Annotated in this window: 15 protein-coding genes; 12 read left to right on the forward strand and 3 right to left on the reverse strand. The window is 45.2% G+C overall.

Annotated elements, in window-relative coordinates; translation table 11 throughout:
• Position 1: 1 nt before the first annotated feature.
• From ACM0OZ_RS39400 to ACM0OZ_RS39420, 5 genes are all read left to right on the forward strand, one after another.
• The gene (locus ACM0OZ_RS39400) at positions 2-829 is read left to right on the forward strand and encodes a HEAT repeat domain-containing protein (protein WP_414588299.1); all 828 of its coding nucleotides are present in this window, start codon (positions 2-4) and stop codon (positions 827-829) included.
• A 122-nt stretch (positions 830-951) separates the two neighbouring features.
• Entirely contained in the window at positions 952-1599 is a 648-nt protein-coding gene (locus tag ACM0OZ_RS39405) for a HEAT repeat domain-containing protein (protein WP_414588301.1), read from the forward strand.
• 18 nt (positions 1600-1617) lie between these two features.
• Positions 1618-2457: a phycobilisome rod-core linker polypeptide gene (locus tag ACM0OZ_RS39410; protein WP_414588302.1), complete on the forward strand. Its 840-nt coding sequence runs from the start codon at positions 1618-1620 to the stop codon at positions 2455-2457.
• A gap of 112 nt (positions 2458-2569) precedes the next feature.
• The gene (locus tag ACM0OZ_RS39415) at positions 2570-3313 is read left to right on the forward strand and encodes a phycobilisome rod-core linker polypeptide (protein WP_414588304.1); all 744 of its coding nucleotides are present in this window, start codon (positions 2570-2572) and stop codon (positions 3311-3313) included.
• A 121-nt stretch (positions 3314-3434) separates the two neighbouring features.
• Positions 3435-4199, forward strand: coding sequence for a phycobilisome rod-core linker polypeptide (locus ACM0OZ_RS39420; protein WP_414588305.1), 765 nt, complete (start codon positions 3435-3437; stop codon positions 4197-4199).
• 480 nt (positions 4200-4679) lie between these two features.
• Here the strand turns inward: ACM0OZ_RS39420 and ACM0OZ_RS39425 are convergent, their stop codons facing one another.
• Entirely contained in the window at positions 4680-6551 is a 1872-nt protein-coding gene (locus ACM0OZ_RS39425) for an iron uptake porin (RefSeq protein WP_414588306.1), read from the reverse strand.
• 661 nt (positions 6552-7212) lie between these two features.
• Between ACM0OZ_RS39425 and ACM0OZ_RS39430 the strand changes: the two genes are divergently transcribed.
• A complete protein-coding gene (locus ACM0OZ_RS39430) occupies positions 7213-7422 on the forward strand; it encodes a hypothetical protein (protein ID WP_414588307.1) in 210 nt (69 codons plus the stop codon).
• Positions 7423-7544: 122 nt separating this feature from the next.
• On the opposite strand, the gene ACM0OZ_RS39435 is transcribed toward ACM0OZ_RS39430, so the two are convergent.
• A complete protein-coding gene (locus ACM0OZ_RS39435; protein ID WP_414588308.1) occupies positions 7545-9644 on the reverse strand; it encodes an iron uptake porin in 2100 nt (699 codons plus the stop codon).
• 624 nt (positions 9645-10268) lie between these two features.
• Here ACM0OZ_RS39435 and ACM0OZ_RS39440 point away from each other — a divergent pair.
• From ACM0OZ_RS39440 to ACM0OZ_RS39460, 5 genes are all read left to right on the forward strand, one after another.
• A complete protein-coding gene (locus tag ACM0OZ_RS39440) occupies positions 10269-11225 on the forward strand; it encodes a peptidoglycan-binding domain-containing protein (RefSeq protein ID WP_414588309.1) in 957 nt (318 codons plus the stop codon).
• 588 nt (positions 11226-11813) lie between these two features.
• Positions 11814-12152, forward strand: a complete 339-nt coding sequence (locus ACM0OZ_RS39445) for a hypothetical protein (RefSeq protein WP_414588310.1) — start codon at positions 11814-11816, stop codon at positions 12150-12152.
• Between the two features lie 156 nt (positions 12153-12308).
• The gene (locus ACM0OZ_RS39450; RefSeq protein ID WP_414588311.1) at positions 12309-13781 is read left to right on the forward strand and encodes a response regulator; all 1473 of its coding nucleotides are present in this window, start codon (positions 12309-12311) and stop codon (positions 13779-13781) included.
• 181 nt (positions 13782-13962) lie between these two features.
• A complete protein-coding gene (gene ldpA, locus ACM0OZ_RS39455; protein WP_414588312.1) occupies positions 13963-15102 on the forward strand; it encodes a circadian clock protein LdpA in 1140 nt (379 codons plus the stop codon).
• Between the two features lie 112 nt (positions 15103-15214).
• Positions 15215-16957 (forward strand): R3H domain-containing nucleic acid-binding protein, encoded by a 1743-nt coding sequence (locus tag ACM0OZ_RS39460; RefSeq protein WP_414588316.1) that lies wholly within the window; start codon positions 15215-15217, stop codon positions 16955-16957.
• 101 nt (positions 16958-17058) lie between these two features.
• Here ACM0OZ_RS39460 and ACM0OZ_RS39465 read toward each other — a convergent pair whose 3' ends face one another.
• Positions 17059-17436, reverse strand: coding sequence for a hypothetical protein (locus tag ACM0OZ_RS39465; RefSeq protein ID WP_414588313.1), 378 nt, complete (start codon positions 17434-17436; stop codon positions 17059-17061).
• Positions 17437-18051: 615 nt separating this feature from the next.
• On the opposite strand from ACM0OZ_RS39465, the gene ACM0OZ_RS39470 reads away from it, so the two are divergent.
• Entirely contained in the window at positions 18052-18273 is a 222-nt protein-coding gene (locus ACM0OZ_RS39470; RefSeq protein ID WP_414588315.1) for a hypothetical protein, read from the forward strand.
• Positions 18274-18330: the final 57 nt, after the last annotated feature.

An 18330-nucleotide genomic window follows, 5' to 3' on the forward strand; every position in this document is an offset into this window, starting at 1 on the left:
AATGATAGAACCGAGTACGGAAGAATTTTCCGCAGAAAATGCACCACCGCTAACAACAGAGCAAGCGCTCGCCAACCTGCAGTCACCAGATACTAGTCTGCGCTATTATGCTGCTTGGTGGCTGGGTAAGTTCCGTGTCAAATCTTCAGAAGCTGTAGACGCCCTAATAGCAGCGTTAGAAGATGAAGATGACAGAACAGAACTTGGAGGTTACCCACTACGACGCAATGCTGCAAGAGCGCTGGGTAAATTAGGCAATGCCAAAGCCGTACCAGGCTTAATTCAGTGCCTGGAATGCTCCGACTTCTACGTGCGAGAAGCAGCCGCCCAGTCTTTGGAAATGCTGCGTGCTGATAGTGCTGTAAGCGCACTCTTGCAACTGCTAGATGGAGGTGCAGCAGCTGCGGTGCAAGTACCCGGACGCCCTCACTTAACCCAGCCATATGAAGCGGTGATCAAAGCCTTGGGAGCCATTGGAGCAACTGAGGCTATTCCCCTGATTCAACCTTTCCTAGAGCATCCAGTTCCACGGGTGCAATGCGCCGCAGCCAGAGCCATGTACCAACTGACACAAGACCCCATGTACGGGGAGCGATTGGTGAAAATGTTGGACAACAGCACTCTACAATTGCGTCGCGTTACCATAGGGGATTTGGGTGCAATAGGGTATATGGCTTCCTCGGATGCGATCGCTAATGCTACGGTAGAAAATAGCTTCAAACTTTTTGCCCTCAAAGGTTTGCTAGAGCATCAACTCAAACAAGACTTCGATGCTCCCCTTTGTGATAACGCCATCAAGGTTATGAACTTGATGGATTCTCTGTTGTAGTCCTTTGTCATTTGTCGTTTGTCGTTTGTCGTTTGTCCTTTGTCATTTATTTTTTACTAATGACTAATGACTGATGACTCATGACTCATGGCAAATGACTCATGACTCATGACTGATGACTGATGACTAATACCCAACAATTAATTCGCGCCGTTACCGAAGCGGACTCACCTACGAAAATGGTGACGGCAGTACAAAAATTGGCAGCAGCGAAAGATACAGCGGCAATTCCCACCTTAATCGCCGTCTTTGGTTATAACAATCCACCTGCAGCAGTGGCAGCAGTTGCTGGACTGACAGAGTTGGGAGAAGTCGCAGTACCACAGCTGCTAGGACAAATAGATGATTATAACTATGGCGCACGGGCATACTCGATCAGGGCATTAGCTGCGATCGCTGATCCTCGCGCCTTAGATCTATTGCTTACAGCCGCCACTACTGACTTTGCCCCCAGTGTCCGGCGTGCTGCTGCTAAGGGACTGGGAAATATATGCTGGCATCAGCTTGATATTTCAGAACGCCACACAGCCCAAAAAAGAGCGCTGTCAGGCTTGCTTGCCATTTCCCAAGATTCCGATTGGTCGATTCGTTATGCTGCTGTTGTTGGTTTGCAAGCGCTAGCGAAAGTACCTGATTTGCACGGTCCAATCCAGGCTAGATTCGAGGAAATGCTGGCAACCGATGATGAAAAAGCAGTCCGGGCTCGCGTGCAACTCGCTCAAACAGACGCGAGCAATGGCGTTTCTCTAGTCGGCCAAAGTTTACCATAAAAAAAGGTAAAAGTAAAGATGACAATACCACTGCTTCAATCTACACCAACAACCCAAAATCAGCGTGTCGAAGGCTACGAAGTACCCAACGAAGATACGCCAATTATTTATCGGTTGGCAGATGCCACCTCAAGCACAGATATTGATGCCATTATCTGGGCAGGGTATCGCCAAATTTTTAGCGAACATTTAATTTTAGAAAGATATCGTCAACCCTTCCTAGAATCTCAACTACGAAATCGAGCAATTAACGTCCGAGACTTTGTTCGGGGGTTGGGCAAGACCGAAGTTTACCGAGAACTGGTAGGAGAAACGAATTCCAACTACCGCTTGGTTGACATCAGTTTCAAGCGGTTTTTAGGACGCGCTACCTACGGCAAAGATGAGCAGATTGCCTGGTCTATAGTCATTGCGACAAAGGGATTGCATGGTTTTATCGACGCACTGGTAGATGGCGAAGAGTACCGCCAGAACTTTGGCGATGACATAGTACCCTTCCAGCGCCGCCGATTTAAAGACCGACCCTTTAATTTGGTGAATCCTCGCTACGCTGATTACTGGCGTAATCGTGAGTTGTCACAATACTTAGGAGGTCGTTCCTACTACCAAGTTGCCGTTTCAGGGCAATCAGGAAAAAGGGGAATTGCTCAAGGGATTCCTTCTACCTTTTTAGCAATGGCTGCTAGTATCGCGCCTGGTGGGCAGAATTACCAGCGTACAAGCGACAGCGCAAGAAACTCTATCTCTTCTGTAGAGCTTCCTGAAGCGTACAGTTCAAGCGGAGCAGCGCAACCAACCGTGAAACCCACAAAAGTTGCCTTGCCTTATCGTTACATTCCTGGAAACAAGACGACCTAAAGAGTCATGAGTCATGAGTCATGAGTCATTAGTCATTCGTAGAAAAGCCAATGACATAGGACAAATGACAAAGAACAAATGACAAAGAACAAACGATACAGGACAATTCACTATGTCAATCCCTTTACTAGAATACAAACCCAGTTCTCAAAACCAGCGCGTTGAGGGCTACGAAGTACCCAACGAAGATACTCCTAGGAGTTATCGCCTAGAAGACGCGCCTTCTGGTGGCGAAATCCAAGAGTTAATTTGGGCGGCTTATCGGCAAGTTTTCAGCGAACACGAAATCTTGAGTTTTTACCGCCAGAAGAATCTGGAGTCCCAGCTAAAGAACCGAGCAATCTCTGTGCGCGACTTTATCCGGGGTTTGGCAAAGTCTGAAGCGTTTCGTCGGCTAGTGATAGAGACAAACTCTAACTACCGCGTTGTAGAACTTACCCTCAAACGGCTTCTAGGTCGTGCGCCTTACAATAAAGATGAAGAAATTGCTTGGTCGATTAAAATTGCCACCTTGGGTTTTGGCGGTTTTGTCGATGCTTTATTAGACAGCGACGAATATCTCACTAACTTTGGTGAGAATACAGTCCCCTACCAACGTCGTCGCTTTAAAGACAGACCCTTTAACCTAGTGACGCCTCGCTATGGCAATTACTGGCGCGATAAGCAGGAAACCGAGCGCTACAAGTGGGGTGACATCAACAACTTCGTGGAAATGGCGAATTCCATCAAGATTAATCAGGTGAAATACACACCAGTTAACACGGCAAACATTCAAATTCCCGACACAACACGCCAGACAAAGCCGCAAGGTGTTCCTGTTTCCATCAGCCCCACTGCAAGTTTCCCGTTACGGTAGACCAAATGCGGGAAAATAATAAAAGATAAAAGAATGAAGATCTTGAGCAATCAAACCTCTTCTATTTTTCACCTTGTGCTCTTTGTTTAAATAGTTGATAATTTACGAGGAAGAACACAGCATGGCACTGCCATTACTTGAATACAAACCAAGCAGCCAAAATCATCGCGTCACCAGCTTTGGTAAAGCTGACCAAAATGAAGATACACCGTATATCTACCGGATTGAAGATGTCAGTTCTTACACTGACATTCAAAACATCATTTGGGCGGCTTATCGCCAAATTTTCAGCGAGCATGAGATTCTCAAGTTCAACCGCCAGGTAACTCTGGAATCCCAGGTGAAAAATGGCTCGATTACAGTGCGGGACTTTATCCGTGGTTTAATCAAGTCTGAGGCTTTTTACCGTTTGGTAGTCTCAGTGAATAACAACTACCGTCTCGTAGACATCACCCTCAGACGTTTGTTGGGTCGTTCCTCTTACAACAAGGAAGAAGAAATTGCTTGGTCGATTGTGATTGGCACCAAGGGCTTCGGTGGCTTTGTTGATGCCCTCATCGACAGCGAAGAGTACAATCAAGCTTTTGGGGATAACACTGTGCCTTACCAGCGCAAGCGCTTAGAAGGACGCCCCTTCAACTTGGTCACTCCTCGCTACGGCGAAGACTTCCAAGAAACAGCTGGTACTGTCACAACCGACTGGCGCTTTACGGTGGAGAAATTCTACACCCGCAAGTACCAAGAACGGCAATTGGCAGAAGGCGATCCACGCAAATACCGCGACATCGCAGAGTCTATCAATGCCAAAGGCAACTATGCTCAACGCGTTTCCGCGTTTGACCTCGATTATCTCAACCTAGTGCCAAACCGTAGCAGACGCTCATAGTATTGCAACTCTGACTACCTAAAATTTCATACTGGGTCTGGTTACCGCGTTGATGTAACATACAGGTTGACATTCTCTGTTAACTGGGTGTTGCGTTAAGTGGAGACTAGACCCAGTAATTTTTATACGGAGTTGCGTTCAAAGATATTACATAAGCCATCGCCCGTAAGGGCGCTGGCACCTGTACGATCACCAAAAATCTTTGTTGAATAAGAAATATCAGCGTTTACTAGAGATTTTTGTTTTTAGTAACTTGTTGACAGTGTTCTCAATGATTTTGGCGATTGGGCAAGGAACAGGAAGGGAGGCAATGCTCCCAGAGGGCGATCGCTTTCCCTGCGCAATGTAATATCAAGTCCGCTTAATTACTCATAATTAAAAATTCTCCGCGTCAGAGTGTCACCGCGTCCCCGCGTCAGCCCTAATTATAAGTGTTCATCCGGACATGATATAAGTTGTAGCGACCCACTCACAAATATTCTAGAAAGTGAAAGTGGTGCGGAGTACACCCACTGTTGTTGTATCGTTTCTACTATCACTTTCAGGATTGAACAGGACAAATGCTCCAGGTGTAATGCTGATATTGTCGCTGACCTTAAAGCGGTAGTAAGCCTCTAAATGGTAAGGAGTACTTCTGCGCTCACCAGGAAGTTTAAACCTGGCATCACCAGCGGCATCAGTCACAAAAAGCGGCTGTCCAAAGATGATACCCGCATTGTTACCCTCTTTAAAGACATCTGTGAAATGAAGACCTGCCATCCAACTGGTAAAAGTCGTGGAAGCATCAACGCGACCTGAAGAATCTTCAACGAAGAACGCCGAGCCGTATGTGGAAAAAGCAACCTTCGGAGCAAACCGCCAAGTCAAAGTCCCACCCACCGAGTTAATATTGACGGGTATTCCAGCAGCAACCCCAGGCAATGCCGCCCCAATATCCTTAGCAACTAATCCTGTACCCAGAATATTGATTTCGTGATAACTATGGGCATAGTTAAGACCAATATCTAAACTTTTGCTGGGTTTGAAGGTCAGTTGCGCCGCAGCAATACTACTACCACTAAAAAAGCCTGCTCCCAATGGTGTACCAGAAACTCCTGGAAGTATATCAGGAGCTTGAGATGGAATGGCTGCATTCACACTGGCGTAAAAGGCTGCTAAGTTCAGTGTGTTCGAGAGATTCCAACTGAAGCCAGCAGCAGATGCCAAACCATAACCAGAAGTCCCTCCACTGAGGCGAACCACAGGGTTATAACCCGCGAACCGAGAAATTGCCTCCTGTCCTTCATTCGCAAAAGGGGTAATTGCGGGAAAAGCATCTGTTGATTCAACTCGAGGAGCAACAAACAAAGTCAGACTGTTAGCGACTGGAAATAAGTAAGCCAGCTTATAAAGTTGAACGTCGTTGGAACCAGTAGAGGATAGGTTCGCAACGTCAACGCCAGGAAATTGGGGTTCAAAACTCAGGCGAGCACTGCTAGCACTTAGAGATTGCAAAGGACCACTTGGTACTAAGCCTAAAGCACCGCCGATACTGTTAGTACCGCCCCCTAAGTTATAAGCTTGCAGACCAGTAATCAGTGAGTCTTTACCTGTAAAGCTGGTGGTGAGATTCAACCGTACTCGATCAACCAGGATAGTATTAGGATTACTCCTGTTAGGAGCGCCTCCACCAGCGCTAACTACTGAAACAATTGCCTCGCCATTCAGTTTTGTTGTGGTCGAAAACTGATTAGCCTCCAGTTCAGCATTGCGAGCTTCCAGAACATCCACACGACCTCGCAGCGTGGCTAGTTCAGCCGCAAATTCTTCTTGTAGTCTCTGGAGTGTGGTTAAATCTTCTTTTCTTACCAAATCAGTTGTTGCCGCAGCAATCAGTTCATTAACGCGATTGAGACAGGCATTCAAACCTGCGGCAAACTCATAGCGAGTCATCGCTCGATTGCCCCGATAGGTGCCATTCGGATACCCAGCAATACAACCATAGCGCTCAACCAGAGATTGCAGTGCAGCAAAAGCCCAGTCTGTTGGCTGCACGTCTGAGAGTTGAGATACAGAAGTTACCTGTTCCTTCGTTGAGTTTGATGACGCTTTTGGGCTGCCAATGCTTTGAGCGTTGGTTTGTTGAGATAAAAGTTGGGGTACTTTTGGATGTGAGACAGAGTCTGTTGTTGAAGAGGCAGATGGAGATATGGTAGGGATGCTGTCGTTAGAGGTTGCTAATTTTTCAGCAAATTTGATGGTTGAGCTATCAGTGACCTTTGCTAGAGCCGCCATTGCTTTCAAAGGTAACGAGCCAGCAAGTAAGCATACAAAACTTACTCCACTAGCTTTTGCTAGTTGAAGTCCTTTCATGACCAGTCCTCACACAATAAACTTTAAGACAATCGACTGTAGCCACTCAGGTGCTTTACCACGGCTAATGCACCCGCTTAACCTATTTGACAGGCATCTCAGCCAGCCAACGTCGATATAGATTTCATCATTAATATGCTGTATCAAATGTTCACACAATTAGCTACCAAATGCAAGGCTTATGAATGCTTTTTTAATAGTGATTACTGAGGAATATCATTGAAACACTGGAAGGTTTTGAACGCACTGGAAAGCACATAAATAAAAAAAAAGCAATATAAGAAAAATCCAAAAAAAACATACACCACCTTGTTGATAGCTTTGGAAGATGAGGTGATTTTACAGATGAATCAGGTCAAAGATGCTGAAAAGCCATATGACACTTTGGTTAGGCAATTTGTAGAGCAGTGGGCTAGTACCGCAAGGCGGAAGTCATGCATTCAAAAGTCATGCATTCAAAAGTATTATAAAATGGGCTTTTTAGGGATTTTAAATGGTTGCCCTATTTACGCCGTGACGTACTAGTTCGCTTTCTTTATAAAGTTTGTGTTTTCTGAATACAAGCTCTTGGGAAGGGGGGAAACACACCATTTACTGAACTATCAAACAACAGAACATCGGCAGTTCTAAGACATACCGACATAGTTGAAGAAATATTGGAATGTGGCGATTAGCTCGCCTTGGCTTTTGGGCGATTGGCTTTGCCTGTGCCCCGAATCGCGATGGCACAGAGTGCCCGCCTGCGGCGATTGGCTTTGCCACTGCCCCGAATCGCAATCGCCCAAGCTTCGGCGTGCGGACGCCAAGCATGAATCTCAGGCGGTTTGCAATTGAGTGCAGTACATCCTGGTTATTTAATCGAAGACAGTGATTAATATGGATATTTAGAACCGCAGATGCACGCAGCCTATAGCAGATAAATAACTAGTGCAAGAAGTCTATTGTTAATCTGTGGTTTTTTTCACACAATTGACTTTTGCACTCTTGTTTATTCTAGAAAGTGAAAGTGGTGCGGAGTACACCCACTGTTGTTGTATCGTTTCTACTATCACTTTCAGGATTGAACAGGACAAATGCTCCAGGTGTAATGCTGATATTGTCGCTGACCTTAAAGCGGTAGTAAGCCTCTAAATGGTAAGGAGTACTTCTGCGCTCACCAGGAAGTTTAAACCTGGCATCACCAGCGGCATCAGTCACAAAAAGCGGCTGTCCAAAGATGATACCCGCATTGTTACCCTCTTTAAAGACATCTGTGAAATGAAGACCTGCCATCCAACTGGTAAAAGTCGTGGAAGCATCAACGCGACCTGAAGAATCTTCAACGAAGAACGCCGAGCCGTATGTGGAAAAAGCAACCTTCGGAGCAAACCGCCAAGTCAAAGTCCCACCCACCGAGTTAATATTGACGGGTATTCCAGCAGCAACCCCAGGCAATGCCGCCCCAATATCCTTAGCAACTAATCCTGTACCCAGAATATTGATTTCGTGATAACTATGGGCATAGTTAAGACCAATATCTAAACTTTTGCTGGGTTTGAAGGTCAGTTGCGCCGCAGCAATCCCACTACCACTAAAAAAGCCTGCTCCCAATGGCGTACCAGAAACTCCTGGAAGTATATCAGGAGCTTGAGATGGAATTGCTGCATTAGCACTGGCGTAAAAGGCTGCCAAGTTCACTTTGTCCGAGAGATTCCAACTGAAGCCTGCAGCAGATGCCAAACCATAACCAGAAGTCCCTCCACTGATGCGAACCACTGGGTTATAGCCTGCAAACCGAGAGATTGCCTCTTGTCCTTCATTCGCAAAAGGAGTAATTGCGGGAAAAGCATCCGTTGATTCAGCTCGAGGAGCGACAAACAGACTCAGACTTTTCCCGACTGGAAATATATAAGCCAGCTTATAAAGGTAAATATCGTTGGAACCAATAGAGGATAGAGTGGGAACGTCGAGTTCTGGAAATTGGGGTTCAAAACTCAGGCGAGCACTACTAGCACTCTGATTTTGCAATGGACCACTTGGTACTAACCCTAAAGCACCGCCGATACTGTTAGTACCTCCCCCGAAGCTATAAGCTTGCAGACCAGTAATCAGTAAGTCTTTACCTGTAAAGCTGGTGCTCAGATTCAACCGCACTCGATCAACCAGAATAGTATTAGGATTACCCCTGTTAGGAGCGCCTCCACCAGCGCTAACCACTGAAACAATAGCCTCACCATTCAGTTTTGTTGTGGTAGAAAACTGATTAGCCTCCAGTTCAGCATTGCGAGCTTCCACAACGTCCACACGACCTCGCAGCGTGGCTAGTTCCGTCGCAAATTCTTGTTGTAATCTCTGAAGCGTGGCTAAATCTTCTTTTCTTACCAACTCAGTTGTTGCAGCAGCAATCAGTTCATTAACGCGATTCAGACAGGAATTCAAACCTGCGGCAAACTCATAGCGAGTCATAGCCCGATTGCCTCGATAGGTGCCATTCGGATACCCAGCAATACAACCGTAGCGCTCAACCAGAGATTGCAGTGCAACGAAAGCCCAGTCTGTTGGTTGCACATCTGAGAGTTGAGATACAGAAGTTACCTGTTCCTTTACTGAGTTTGATGACGGGGAAGGGCTATCAGCGCTTTGAGTGTTGCTTTGTTGAGATAAAAGTTGGGGTAATTTTGGGCGTGAAATAGAGTCTCTTGTTGAAGAGGCAGATGGGGATGAAGAACTAGAGAAAGCAGCTATGACTAAATCCCGGCTTTGCTGCTCTTGGCTTAACACAGTTAAATTTTGTTTGCTATGAGCATCTGCAATCATCGCTGTCGTGACTCGGTTTTTAGCAGCAACCATCTGAGCTTGGCAATCAGACTCGTGATTGCTAAGCACAAAGGTATTGCAGGTATTTGACTGTGAACTTTGAGAGTTCCCGCTCTGAGCAAGAGCTTGGGAGATAGTAGGGATGCGATCGCCACTTGTTACTAATTTTTCAGCAACTCTGATGGTTGAACTATCAGTAACCTTTGCCAGAGCCGCCATTGCTTTCAAAGGTAACGATCCAGCTAGTAAGCATACAAAACTTACTCCACTAGCAAAAGCTAGCTGAAGTGCTTTCATGACCAGTCCTCACACAGTAAATTTTAAGACAATAAACTTTAAGAGAATCGACTGTAGCCACTCAAGTGGCTTCCCACGGCTAATGCACCCGTTTACCCTATCTGACAGGCATCTCACCGAGCCAATGTCAATATACATTTCATCCATATGCTGTATCAAATGTTCACACAATTGCCTAGGAAATGCAAGGCTTATGAATACCTTTTTAATTTTTTAATGGCAATTACTGAGGAAATGGAAACACTGGGAGGTTTTCAAGGCATTGGAAATTTGGGCGAGCTTTTATGCGGGTGATCCGCACTATCGCTAGCTCTAAGCGTGCGCACACGAAGCGTGAATGTATATCTATTTTGTTTATTGAAGTAAATCTATTGCAAAATATTTTTTTGGAAGCGTCTGGAATCGACAGACAAATTCTTGAAGAAATTGTAAGTGAATCGTAAAAATCAAGTAAAAGTGCGGGAGTTTTAAGTGTTATTACTTTTGTTAATATAGATCTGTTTCTTCTTACCTACCTACTCACGCAAAAAAAATTAAAGTATACTGTCAAAGGGAATTCATCATATATAAAATGATGTTTTGCCAATGATAAACCATGTTATGAATTTATAAAAATTGGTGAATATGACTCAACAAGCCAAGGGAGTTTGGATTTGGAACCTTTCAGATATTCGCAGCGATTATCTGGACAAACTTGTAGAACGCAAAGTTCAACGAATTTATCTCAAAGTTTTTGATGGTAAATTTCAAGGAAAACCTACTTTTTGGGATTGGCAGTGCTCTCCAGAAATTATTCAGGATTTTAAATCTCGTAATATCGAAGTTTATGGTTGGGGATATCACTACGGTACTCCTGACATCGCAAGACAAGTCGTCAAAGTCAGGCAAGCTCTTAATTGTGGACTGGATGGCTATATCATTGATTTAGAAAAAGAAGTAGAAGACACCAAAACTCACGCAAATGTAGATAAACTTCTTTCGGCTCTGCGTATGCTCGTCAACGAAGGAACTTTTGGATATACAAGTTTCGGAAATCCTCGACTTCATCCTAATGTTCCTTGGCAGATTTTAGATAAGTATTGCGATATTGCTTTGCCACAAATTTATTTTGAAAAATTCACTTTCAAGCCTACGACTCCAGAAGAAGTTAAAGATTGTTTAGATGCTCATAAGAAGTTAGGCTTGAAAAAACCAATTCTGCCAATTTGGGGTTCGGAAAGTGATACTGCAAAACCCGCAACAGCCGCCGAACTTCAAGATTATTTGAACTACTATCCTGGTTCGTCAATTTGGCGTATTCCTAACGACGGTGAACGAGGAGAAGCTTGGAATTTAATATATTCTGGTTTTGAACTACCAACACTTAGACGCAACCTTCGTCAAGGAAGAGTAGGAGATGATGTCAAGGCTGTGCAAAAAGTGATGAATGCTAGAGGGTACAATGCAGGCAAAGTAGATGGGGATTTTGGTTCTCAAACCGAAGCTGCTGTCAGAGCATTCCAGACACAAGCAGGTCTTTCCGTAGATGGGGAGGTTGGTAAACTGACTTGGACAGCCCTTGGTGGTAAGTTTGAGGGATGATGGTAACGGGCAGTTTTCAATCTTAGCTTGAACCAAAAGAAGCCCCACACCATACACAGAGTGTTGGTGCCCTTATGAATTTTGGGGCGGTTAAGGTACGTCCCCCGACTAATGTCAATCGTCGATTGATTCAGGAGTGGGGTCGCATTTGTCCCCTAAAAAAATGGGCAGCCTTTGTAATGTTTATCTGTGTTCCAAGACGAGTACTCGTAGTAGTAAGGCTGCCCATTTTTTTTCGTGTTAGACCTCGTGGACAGTGCCTTGACCGCTAATCTCCGTATTGGGCAACCTGTCAACCCAATCTTCAACAATTTGAGTAACCGTCTTATCTTTGCTTGCGGCATATGACCGTAACTTGTGTAATCTACGAGAAGACATTTTTAAACTCAATCGCGAATCTTTCATAATGGGTATTCATTAACCACCCATTATGCTAACATAAAGAGGTGTTGACAAAGACTAAAACGCTGGTCAACCATCTGTACCTAGATAACTGAAGATAGGGGGTTGCATTGGGAAGTGTGGTCTTAAATATGCTATTAATAGCCGACTACTGCCTCCAATGCGTAAAATCTTTAAGGAACGTAGGTGAATGGTTTTTCAATCATTCAAGTCGGGAGGGGCACGTGCCTGACTATAAACTGCGGTAGTGGGAAACAGTTGGAGTACCACGAACGAATCTCTGCTCCGGATAATTTCCGGCAGAAGCCTACACTGTACCGCAAGGGAGCGTGTAGGAGTGTCACGCAAGTCAACTCGCGGAAAGAGGAAGTCCGGGAAGTGATTTCTGGAATCCCCACCCTGAGCCCTTTAGGCAGGGTGGGAAGAATGTCAACCGTTTGCGATCGCCCAAAGCGATTGCCTTTGCCACTGCGCCGTTCGGACTTCGGCGTGAGGCTTGGGCGATCGCTTCAAAGTCGTGAATGATTTCCTTGCTGATTTTCTAGGAGCAATGAGCGTGGTGATTATTTTAATCTAGTTGTATAAAAGTTAGATAGATATCAACTTCAAGTTGTCTTCTTGTGAAGTATTGAATATCATTATTGACTATAAGCAATAAGCAATAAGCATAAACTTTTGCCAATGGATTTTAATAAAGATAAAGAATATAAAGGCAATATTTTAGTGGTTGATGATACACCAGACAACCTGCGTCTGTTGTCTGCAATGCTCAGTGCACAAGGTTATGAAGTTCGTAAAGCCTTGAATGGCAAAATGGCACTGACTGCATGTCAAATGGTTTTGCCTGATGTGATTCTCTTGGATATTAATATGCCAGGGATGGATGGGTATGAAGTATGTCAACAACTCAAGGCTGACGATAGAACTTGTGAAGTTCCAGTGATTTTTATGAGTGCCTTAGATGATGTATTAGATAAGGTAAAAGCCTTTGACGTGGGTGCTGTAGATTATATCACTAAACCTTTTCATGGGGCAGAAGTTGTCTTGCGAATTCAAAACCAGATTCATTTACGTCTGTTACAAATTAAACTTAAAGAAAAGAATTTTTTGTTGCAAAATGCTCTTGACGATTTAAAAGCTGCTCAGGTAAAACAGATTCAAAACGAGAAGATGGCAGCATTAGGGCAGTTGGTTGCTGGGATTGCCCATGAAGTTAACAATCCAATCAGCTTGATCTATGGCAATCTTGAGTATGTTGGGCAATATGTGCAAGAGTTGGTGAATGTGATTTCGGCGTATCAGCAGGAATACCCAAATCCGACACCTCATATTCAGCAAATAGTCAAGGATATAGACCTGAATTTTTTGATCAATGACCTGAGAAACCTCATAGGTGCTATGTACAGAGGTTCTGATCGCATTCGGCAAATCGTACTGGCTCTGCAAAAATTCTCTCGGCTTGACGAAGCCGAGATGAAGTCGGTGAATATCCATGAGGGTATAGACAGCAGCTTGGAAATGTTGCAACATCGACTGAGGCAAACAGCATATCGTCCTGCCATTGTTGTTGTGAAAGAGTATGGTACTTTGCCTCCAGTCACTTGTTATGCTAGCGAACTGAACCAAGTGTTTATGCATATCTTGAATAATGCGATCGATTCTTTGGACGGGCGAGTGGGCGATCGTGAGTACTCGAACTTACCAACTTCGGATGGACAGATGGCAAGATGGGGAGATAGGCAGACACTTTCTAATGGACAGATGGCAAAATGGGAAGATCGAAAAAGGATGACACCATCACACCTTAGCAACTCACCAACTCATCAGACAAGCTCCATCATCTCTCCTCAGATTCGTATTCGTACAGAATTGACAGCAAATCATACTGTCAAGATTAGTATCGCCGACAATGGACTTGGTATGGATGAGTCGGTGCGCTCAAGAACCTTTGATCCATTTTTTACGACAAAGCCTGTTGGTCAAGGCAGTGGGCTTGGATTAGCAATTAGCCATACTATTATCGTACAAAAACATCAAGGACAAATTAGTTGCAACTCCTTACCAGGGCAAGGAGCAGAGTTGCTGATCGAAATTCCAGTCAAGCATGCAAACGCCGAGGTGGATGCTGAGTCAAAACAAATACAATCAAGCTGAGCGATTGATAAGTTGTCCCTCACAATACAAGCAAAGAGAAAACCCAAAAAATATAACTTTAACTAGAAACTCACAAAAGACTTGAAAACAGAACGTTTGTGGGCGTACATGGAAAAACTTAGAACTCAAAACTTTTCTGATTTACGTTCTACATTTTTCTGTCCCATAGCATAATAGAGATGTGACTGATCTGCTAGACCCTTTACGATTAGATCCTTTACGATCCCTTAAGGAAGGTCACTGGTTCAAGCTCATTTGCGGAGCCAGCTACCAACATCTGCCTGCGGTTAGAAATTTAACATTAGCCTACACTTTGGCTGGTGCTGACTGCATAGATGTTGCTGCCGATCCATCTGTGATTGCCGCAGCCCAGCAGGCGCTGCAAGTTGCCGACCAGTTGGCAAGAGTTGCTCGGCAGCAAAGTTTGGGCTGGGGGGGAAAATCGCCACTGTTGATGGTTAGCCTCAACGATGGAGAAGATCCTCATTTTCGCAAAGCCGAATTTCATTCTACGGAATGCCCCATAGAATGTGATAAACCATGCGAAAAGATTTGTCCAGCGCAAGCGATTGTTTTTAAGAGTATAAAAAACGACTATTCAGGAGTTTTATCCGAAAAATGCTACGGCTGTGGTCGTTGCATACCAGTTTGTCCTTATGATATAATTTATACCAGGTCATATGTATCAACGCCAGGAGCGATCGCACCATTGATACTATCATCTGGGGTGGATGCCATAGAAATTCATACCAAGGTTGGGCGTTTGGCAGAATTTAAAAGATTGTGGCAAGCAATTTTACCGTGGGTTGAGCGTTTGAAGTTAGTCGCGATCAGCTGTCCCGATGGAGACGGTATGGTTGACTACCTTCATGCCCTTCATGACGTGATTGCCCCGATACAGTGTGCCTTAATTTGGCAGACAGACGGTCGTCCGATGAGTGGTGATATTGGCGATGGTACCACTCTAGCCGCCGTCAAATTAGGGCAAAAAGTCTTGGCAGCTAAATTACCGGGATATGTGCAGTTAGCTGGTGGAACCAACAACTACACTGTTGCCAAGTTAAAGGCAATGGGACTGCTCAACAGAGCAGGGGGAGCAGAGGTAGCAGAGGGAGCTTATTCCTCAAGAGCCTCCCCATCCATTGCCGGTGTTGCTTACGGTAGTTACGCCCGAGTACTACTGTCACCGATTCTCGAGCAGTTAGAAGCAAGGGAGGTGAAAAAGACCAGTGTCAAACCAATCCGCCTAGAAGAAGAACCAGAATTGCTCTGGCAAGCTGTAGAGCTTGCTTATTCTCTCGTTTCCCAGCTCAAGTCATAGCAGTAGGGAACAACTGTGTTTCCTACAAGCGTGTACCGGACATTTTCCAAGGGCGGGAATCCCTCCCAAGGAGGTGTTCTTGCTATCTCTAAAAAACGTCACCATAGAAAGCATGACGATTACAGACGATCTCCAAAAGTTGTTAGACATTTTACCCCAAGACTTGCGGCAGATACTAGAAAAGCATCCGCTGCGAGATAGCTTAGTAGAAGTAGTCTTGGATTTGGGTCGTCGCCCAGAGGCTCGCTTTCCTAATCAAGCAGAGTATCTGAGCGAAACACCCGTTACGCAGGAACAGATAGATGATTGCATTAAGAGAGTGGGAACCTTTGGCGGAGATAATCGAGCAGGAATTGAGCAAACCCTGCATCGGATCAGTGCCATCCGTAACCGCAGCGGTAAGGTTATTGGCTTAACCTGTCGTGTTGGTCGGGCAATATTCGGCACAATTGGCATGATCCGCGATTTGGTGGAAACTGGAAAATCGATTCTCATGCTAGGGCGTCCGGGTGTAGGCAAAACAACTGCATTACGAGAAATTGCCCGTGTTTTGGCGGATGATCTCAATAAGCGAGTGGTCATAATTGACACCTCCAACGAAATCGCAGGAGATGGTGACGTTGCCCACCCCGCCATCGGTCGCTCACGGCGGATGCAAGTAGCTCATCCCGATTTGCAGCATCAGGTGATGATTGAGGCAGTGGAAAACCATATGCCAGAAGTCATCGTCATTGATGAAATTGGCACAGAACTGGAAGCCTTAGCAGCTCGGACGATTGCCGAACGCGGTGTCCAGTTGGTCGGTACTGCTCACGGTAATCAGATTGAAAACCTGATCAAAAACCCGACGCTTGCCGATTTAGTTGGTGGTATCCAGGCTGTGACGCTGGGAGACGATGAAGCCAGACGGCGCGGTTCTCAAAAGACGGTTTTGGAACGCAAAGCGCCTCCCACTTTCGAGATTGCCGTGGAAATGTTAGAACGGCAACGCTGGGTAGTCCACGAAAGCGTTGCTGACACAGTCGATACTCTCTTACGCGGACGTCAGCCGAGTCCGCAAGTCAGGACTGTGGATGACAACGGCAAGGTGAATATTACCCGCCAGCTTGTCGCTATCAACGGTCGCGGCGGACAAACACTTGGTGGAGAGGAATCTTTTTTACCACCAGCACGACAGCCTAACGGTTGGCGTGCAAATGGGCAAATGCTAGCCCTACCCTCACTATCTAGTGAAGCCCCAAAGGGTTCGGGACGAAGTGAGTTTGACCGCTTGCTGGATGAATCCTTAAATGATCATAATGGCTTTGATTTCGCCAATCATACGAGACAGGCAGGACCCAATGGCGAAGATTTGCCACTGCACGTATATCCCTATGGCGTTAGCCGCAGCCAATTGGAGCAAGTCGTTGGCGTGCTTTCTTTACCAGTTGCCTTGACAAAAGATCTCGATAGTGCTGATGCAATATTGGCACTGCGATCGCACGTCAAAAACCATGCCAAATTACGGCAAATGGCTCGAGCTCGTCAAGTGCCGATCCACATGATCAAATCCAGCACCTTACCACAGATTACCCGTGGCTTGCGGCGGTTGCTGAACATCGACGATCCGGATGTCGGCGATGATCGCGAAATGCAACTGTTTCTTCATAGCGCCAGCGATGATGAAATGGACGCTCTCGAAGAAGCAAGACTTGCTGTAGAGCAAATCGTGATTCCTAAGGGACAGCCAGTGGAATTATTGCCCCGTTCTCCACAAGTACGGAAAATGCAGCATGAGTTGGTAGAACATTATCGCCTGAAGTCCAACAGCTTTGGCGAAGAACCAAATCGGCGTTTGCGGATTTATCCCGCTTAAAAAATGATAGGTGACAAGGTACAGTTTTTCCGTTCGCTGTACCCTGTCACCTGTTGCTCTAAAATCTGTATTTGTGCCTAATTTGAATTCACACAAAAGGTTTAGTATTTGTTGCCTGCATGTGCTGGGTAATCGGGATCGGCATTAGCACTTGTTTTAGCAGTGTCTGGGTATAGCTTGCCGAAGTCTTTTACAGCTTCTGCTGATTGTCCCGCAATTCTTTTCGCGCGTTCACCAGGAGCACCTTCGGTTTCGCGAGCTTCCTTATTCCATTCTCCTGTTGTTTTTGGTCTTTGGGAATCGTTCTGATCTAGTGCTTGGTTAATCCTGTTGGTTAAACCTTTGTTACCACTCTCATTAGCAACGTTTGTTGTCAGCACTAGAAAGCCAACTAGAACAACAGCTAGAAAACGTTTGACTTGAAATTGGTTAAGTACGGAACTGATGTTAGCGATCGCCTTAGAAATCAGATTTGTCATCACAAGACTCCATGAGTTCATTTTCAATACTTTTCACACTTTCGGAAACTCCGTCGGCTCACTACAAATAGAGGTTGGCTTTGGAATTTGAGTAAAAAACCAACCTATTTTCAAGCCAGGGAGTTGTCCTGCATATAAGTCAAGACTAGCTATAAAAACGTAATCATTCTTCTAGCAGAAGTCATAGATTGGTTGTAGGCAACATAAGACTATATGTGGATTTGCTTTGACATAACTTAAGCCGTATATTTGAGCCTGTGGTTAAAATATGGTGGTTTTTGCTAGATTTAGGCGTTCTGGCTGTCTTGTAACGAAGTGAGAAGGGCTATAGATAGTCAATACAGATATAGCGATTTTCACCTATCCCACGTTGGTTTTACCCCACCCCTTAATCCCCTCCCCGCCTGCGGGGAGGGGAGGTTTTGCCGTCAGACAAAACCGGGGTGGGGTGAAGCGAAAATTGTGGGCAAGTATAAGGGCATAATATGACGTATTTACTTTACAAGGTTCTTGCCTTAGACACCAATGGGCAAAGCCTTTACAAATGCCCCGTCCCGTTGAGAACTGCCATAAAATAAAGGAACATAAAATCATCAAAACCTATAAACATTGCTGATGAGCAAGCCTGTATCATTACAGACAGTCATTGAATATGTAGAGGCTCTTTCAACTGAAGACCAAGATTTGCTACTGGAAGTGATTTATAAAAGACGGGTTGAACAACGGCGTAAAGAAATTGCCAGCAATGCAGCACAAACGCTGGAAGCAATGAGAATAGGTACGGCAAAACGTGGTACTCTTGACAACCTACGGGCTGATTTGCTGAGTGACCAATGAGAGAGTTTGTCCTAAGCAGCCAAAAACCTAGGCAACCCCAGTCATTTATCGACAATC

Origin of the sequence: Scytonema sp. PCC 10023, assembly GCF_963920835.1 — a bacterium.
Classification (GTDB): Bacteria; Cyanobacteriota; Cyanobacteriia; order Cyanobacteriales; family Nostocaceae; genus Kalymmatonema.

Bases quoted from the DNA above. Each gene is read 5' to 3' on its own strand.
- ACM0OZ_RS39400 (WP_414588299.1), top strand. From the start codon at position 2: ATGATAGAACCGAGTACGGAAGAATTTTCCGCAGAAAATGCACCACCG.
- ACM0OZ_RS39465 (WP_414588313.1), bottom strand. From the start codon at position 17,436: ATGACAAATCTGATTTCTAAGGCGATCGCTAACATCAGTTCCGTACTT.
- ACM0OZ_RS39440 (WP_414588309.1), top strand. From the start codon at position 10,269: ATGACTCAACAAGCCAAGGGAGTTTGGATTTGGAACCTTTCAGATATT.
- ACM0OZ_RS39430 (WP_414588307.1), top strand. From the start codon at position 7,213: ATGTGGCGATTAGCTCGCCTTGGCTTTTGGGCGATTGGCTTTGCCTGT.
- ACM0OZ_RS39405 (WP_414588301.1), top strand. From the start codon at position 952: ATGACTAATACCCAACAATTAATTCGCGCCGTTACCGAAGCGGACTCA.
- ACM0OZ_RS39415 (WP_414588304.1), top strand. From the start codon at position 2,570: ATGTCAATCCCTTTACTAGAATACAAACCCAGTTCTCAAAACCAGCGC.
- ACM0OZ_RS39425 (WP_414588306.1), bottom strand. From the start codon at position 6,551: ATGAAAGGACTTCAACTAGCAAAAGCTAGTGGAGTAAGTTTTGTATGC.
- ACM0OZ_RS39470 (WP_414588315.1), top strand. From the start codon at position 18,052: ATGAGCAAGCCTGTATCATTACAGACAGTCATTGAATATGTAGAGGCT.
- ACM0OZ_RS39420 (WP_414588305.1), top strand. From the start codon at position 3,435: ATGGCACTGCCATTACTTGAATACAAACCAAGCAGCCAAAATCATCGC.
- ACM0OZ_RS39460 (WP_414588316.1), top strand. From the start codon at position 15,215: ATGACGATTACAGACGATCTCCAAAAGTTGTTAGACATTTTACCCCAA.
- ACM0OZ_RS39410 (WP_414588302.1), top strand. From the start codon at position 1,618: ATGACAATACCACTGCTTCAATCTACACCAACAACCCAAAATCAGCGT.
- ACM0OZ_RS39450 (WP_414588311.1), top strand. From the start codon at position 12,309: ATGGATTTTAATAAAGATAAAGAATATAAAGGCAATATTTTAGTGGTT.
- ACM0OZ_RS39435 (WP_414588308.1), bottom strand. From the start codon at position 9,644: ATGAAAGCACTTCAGCTAGCTTTTGCTAGTGGAGTAAGTTTTGTATGC.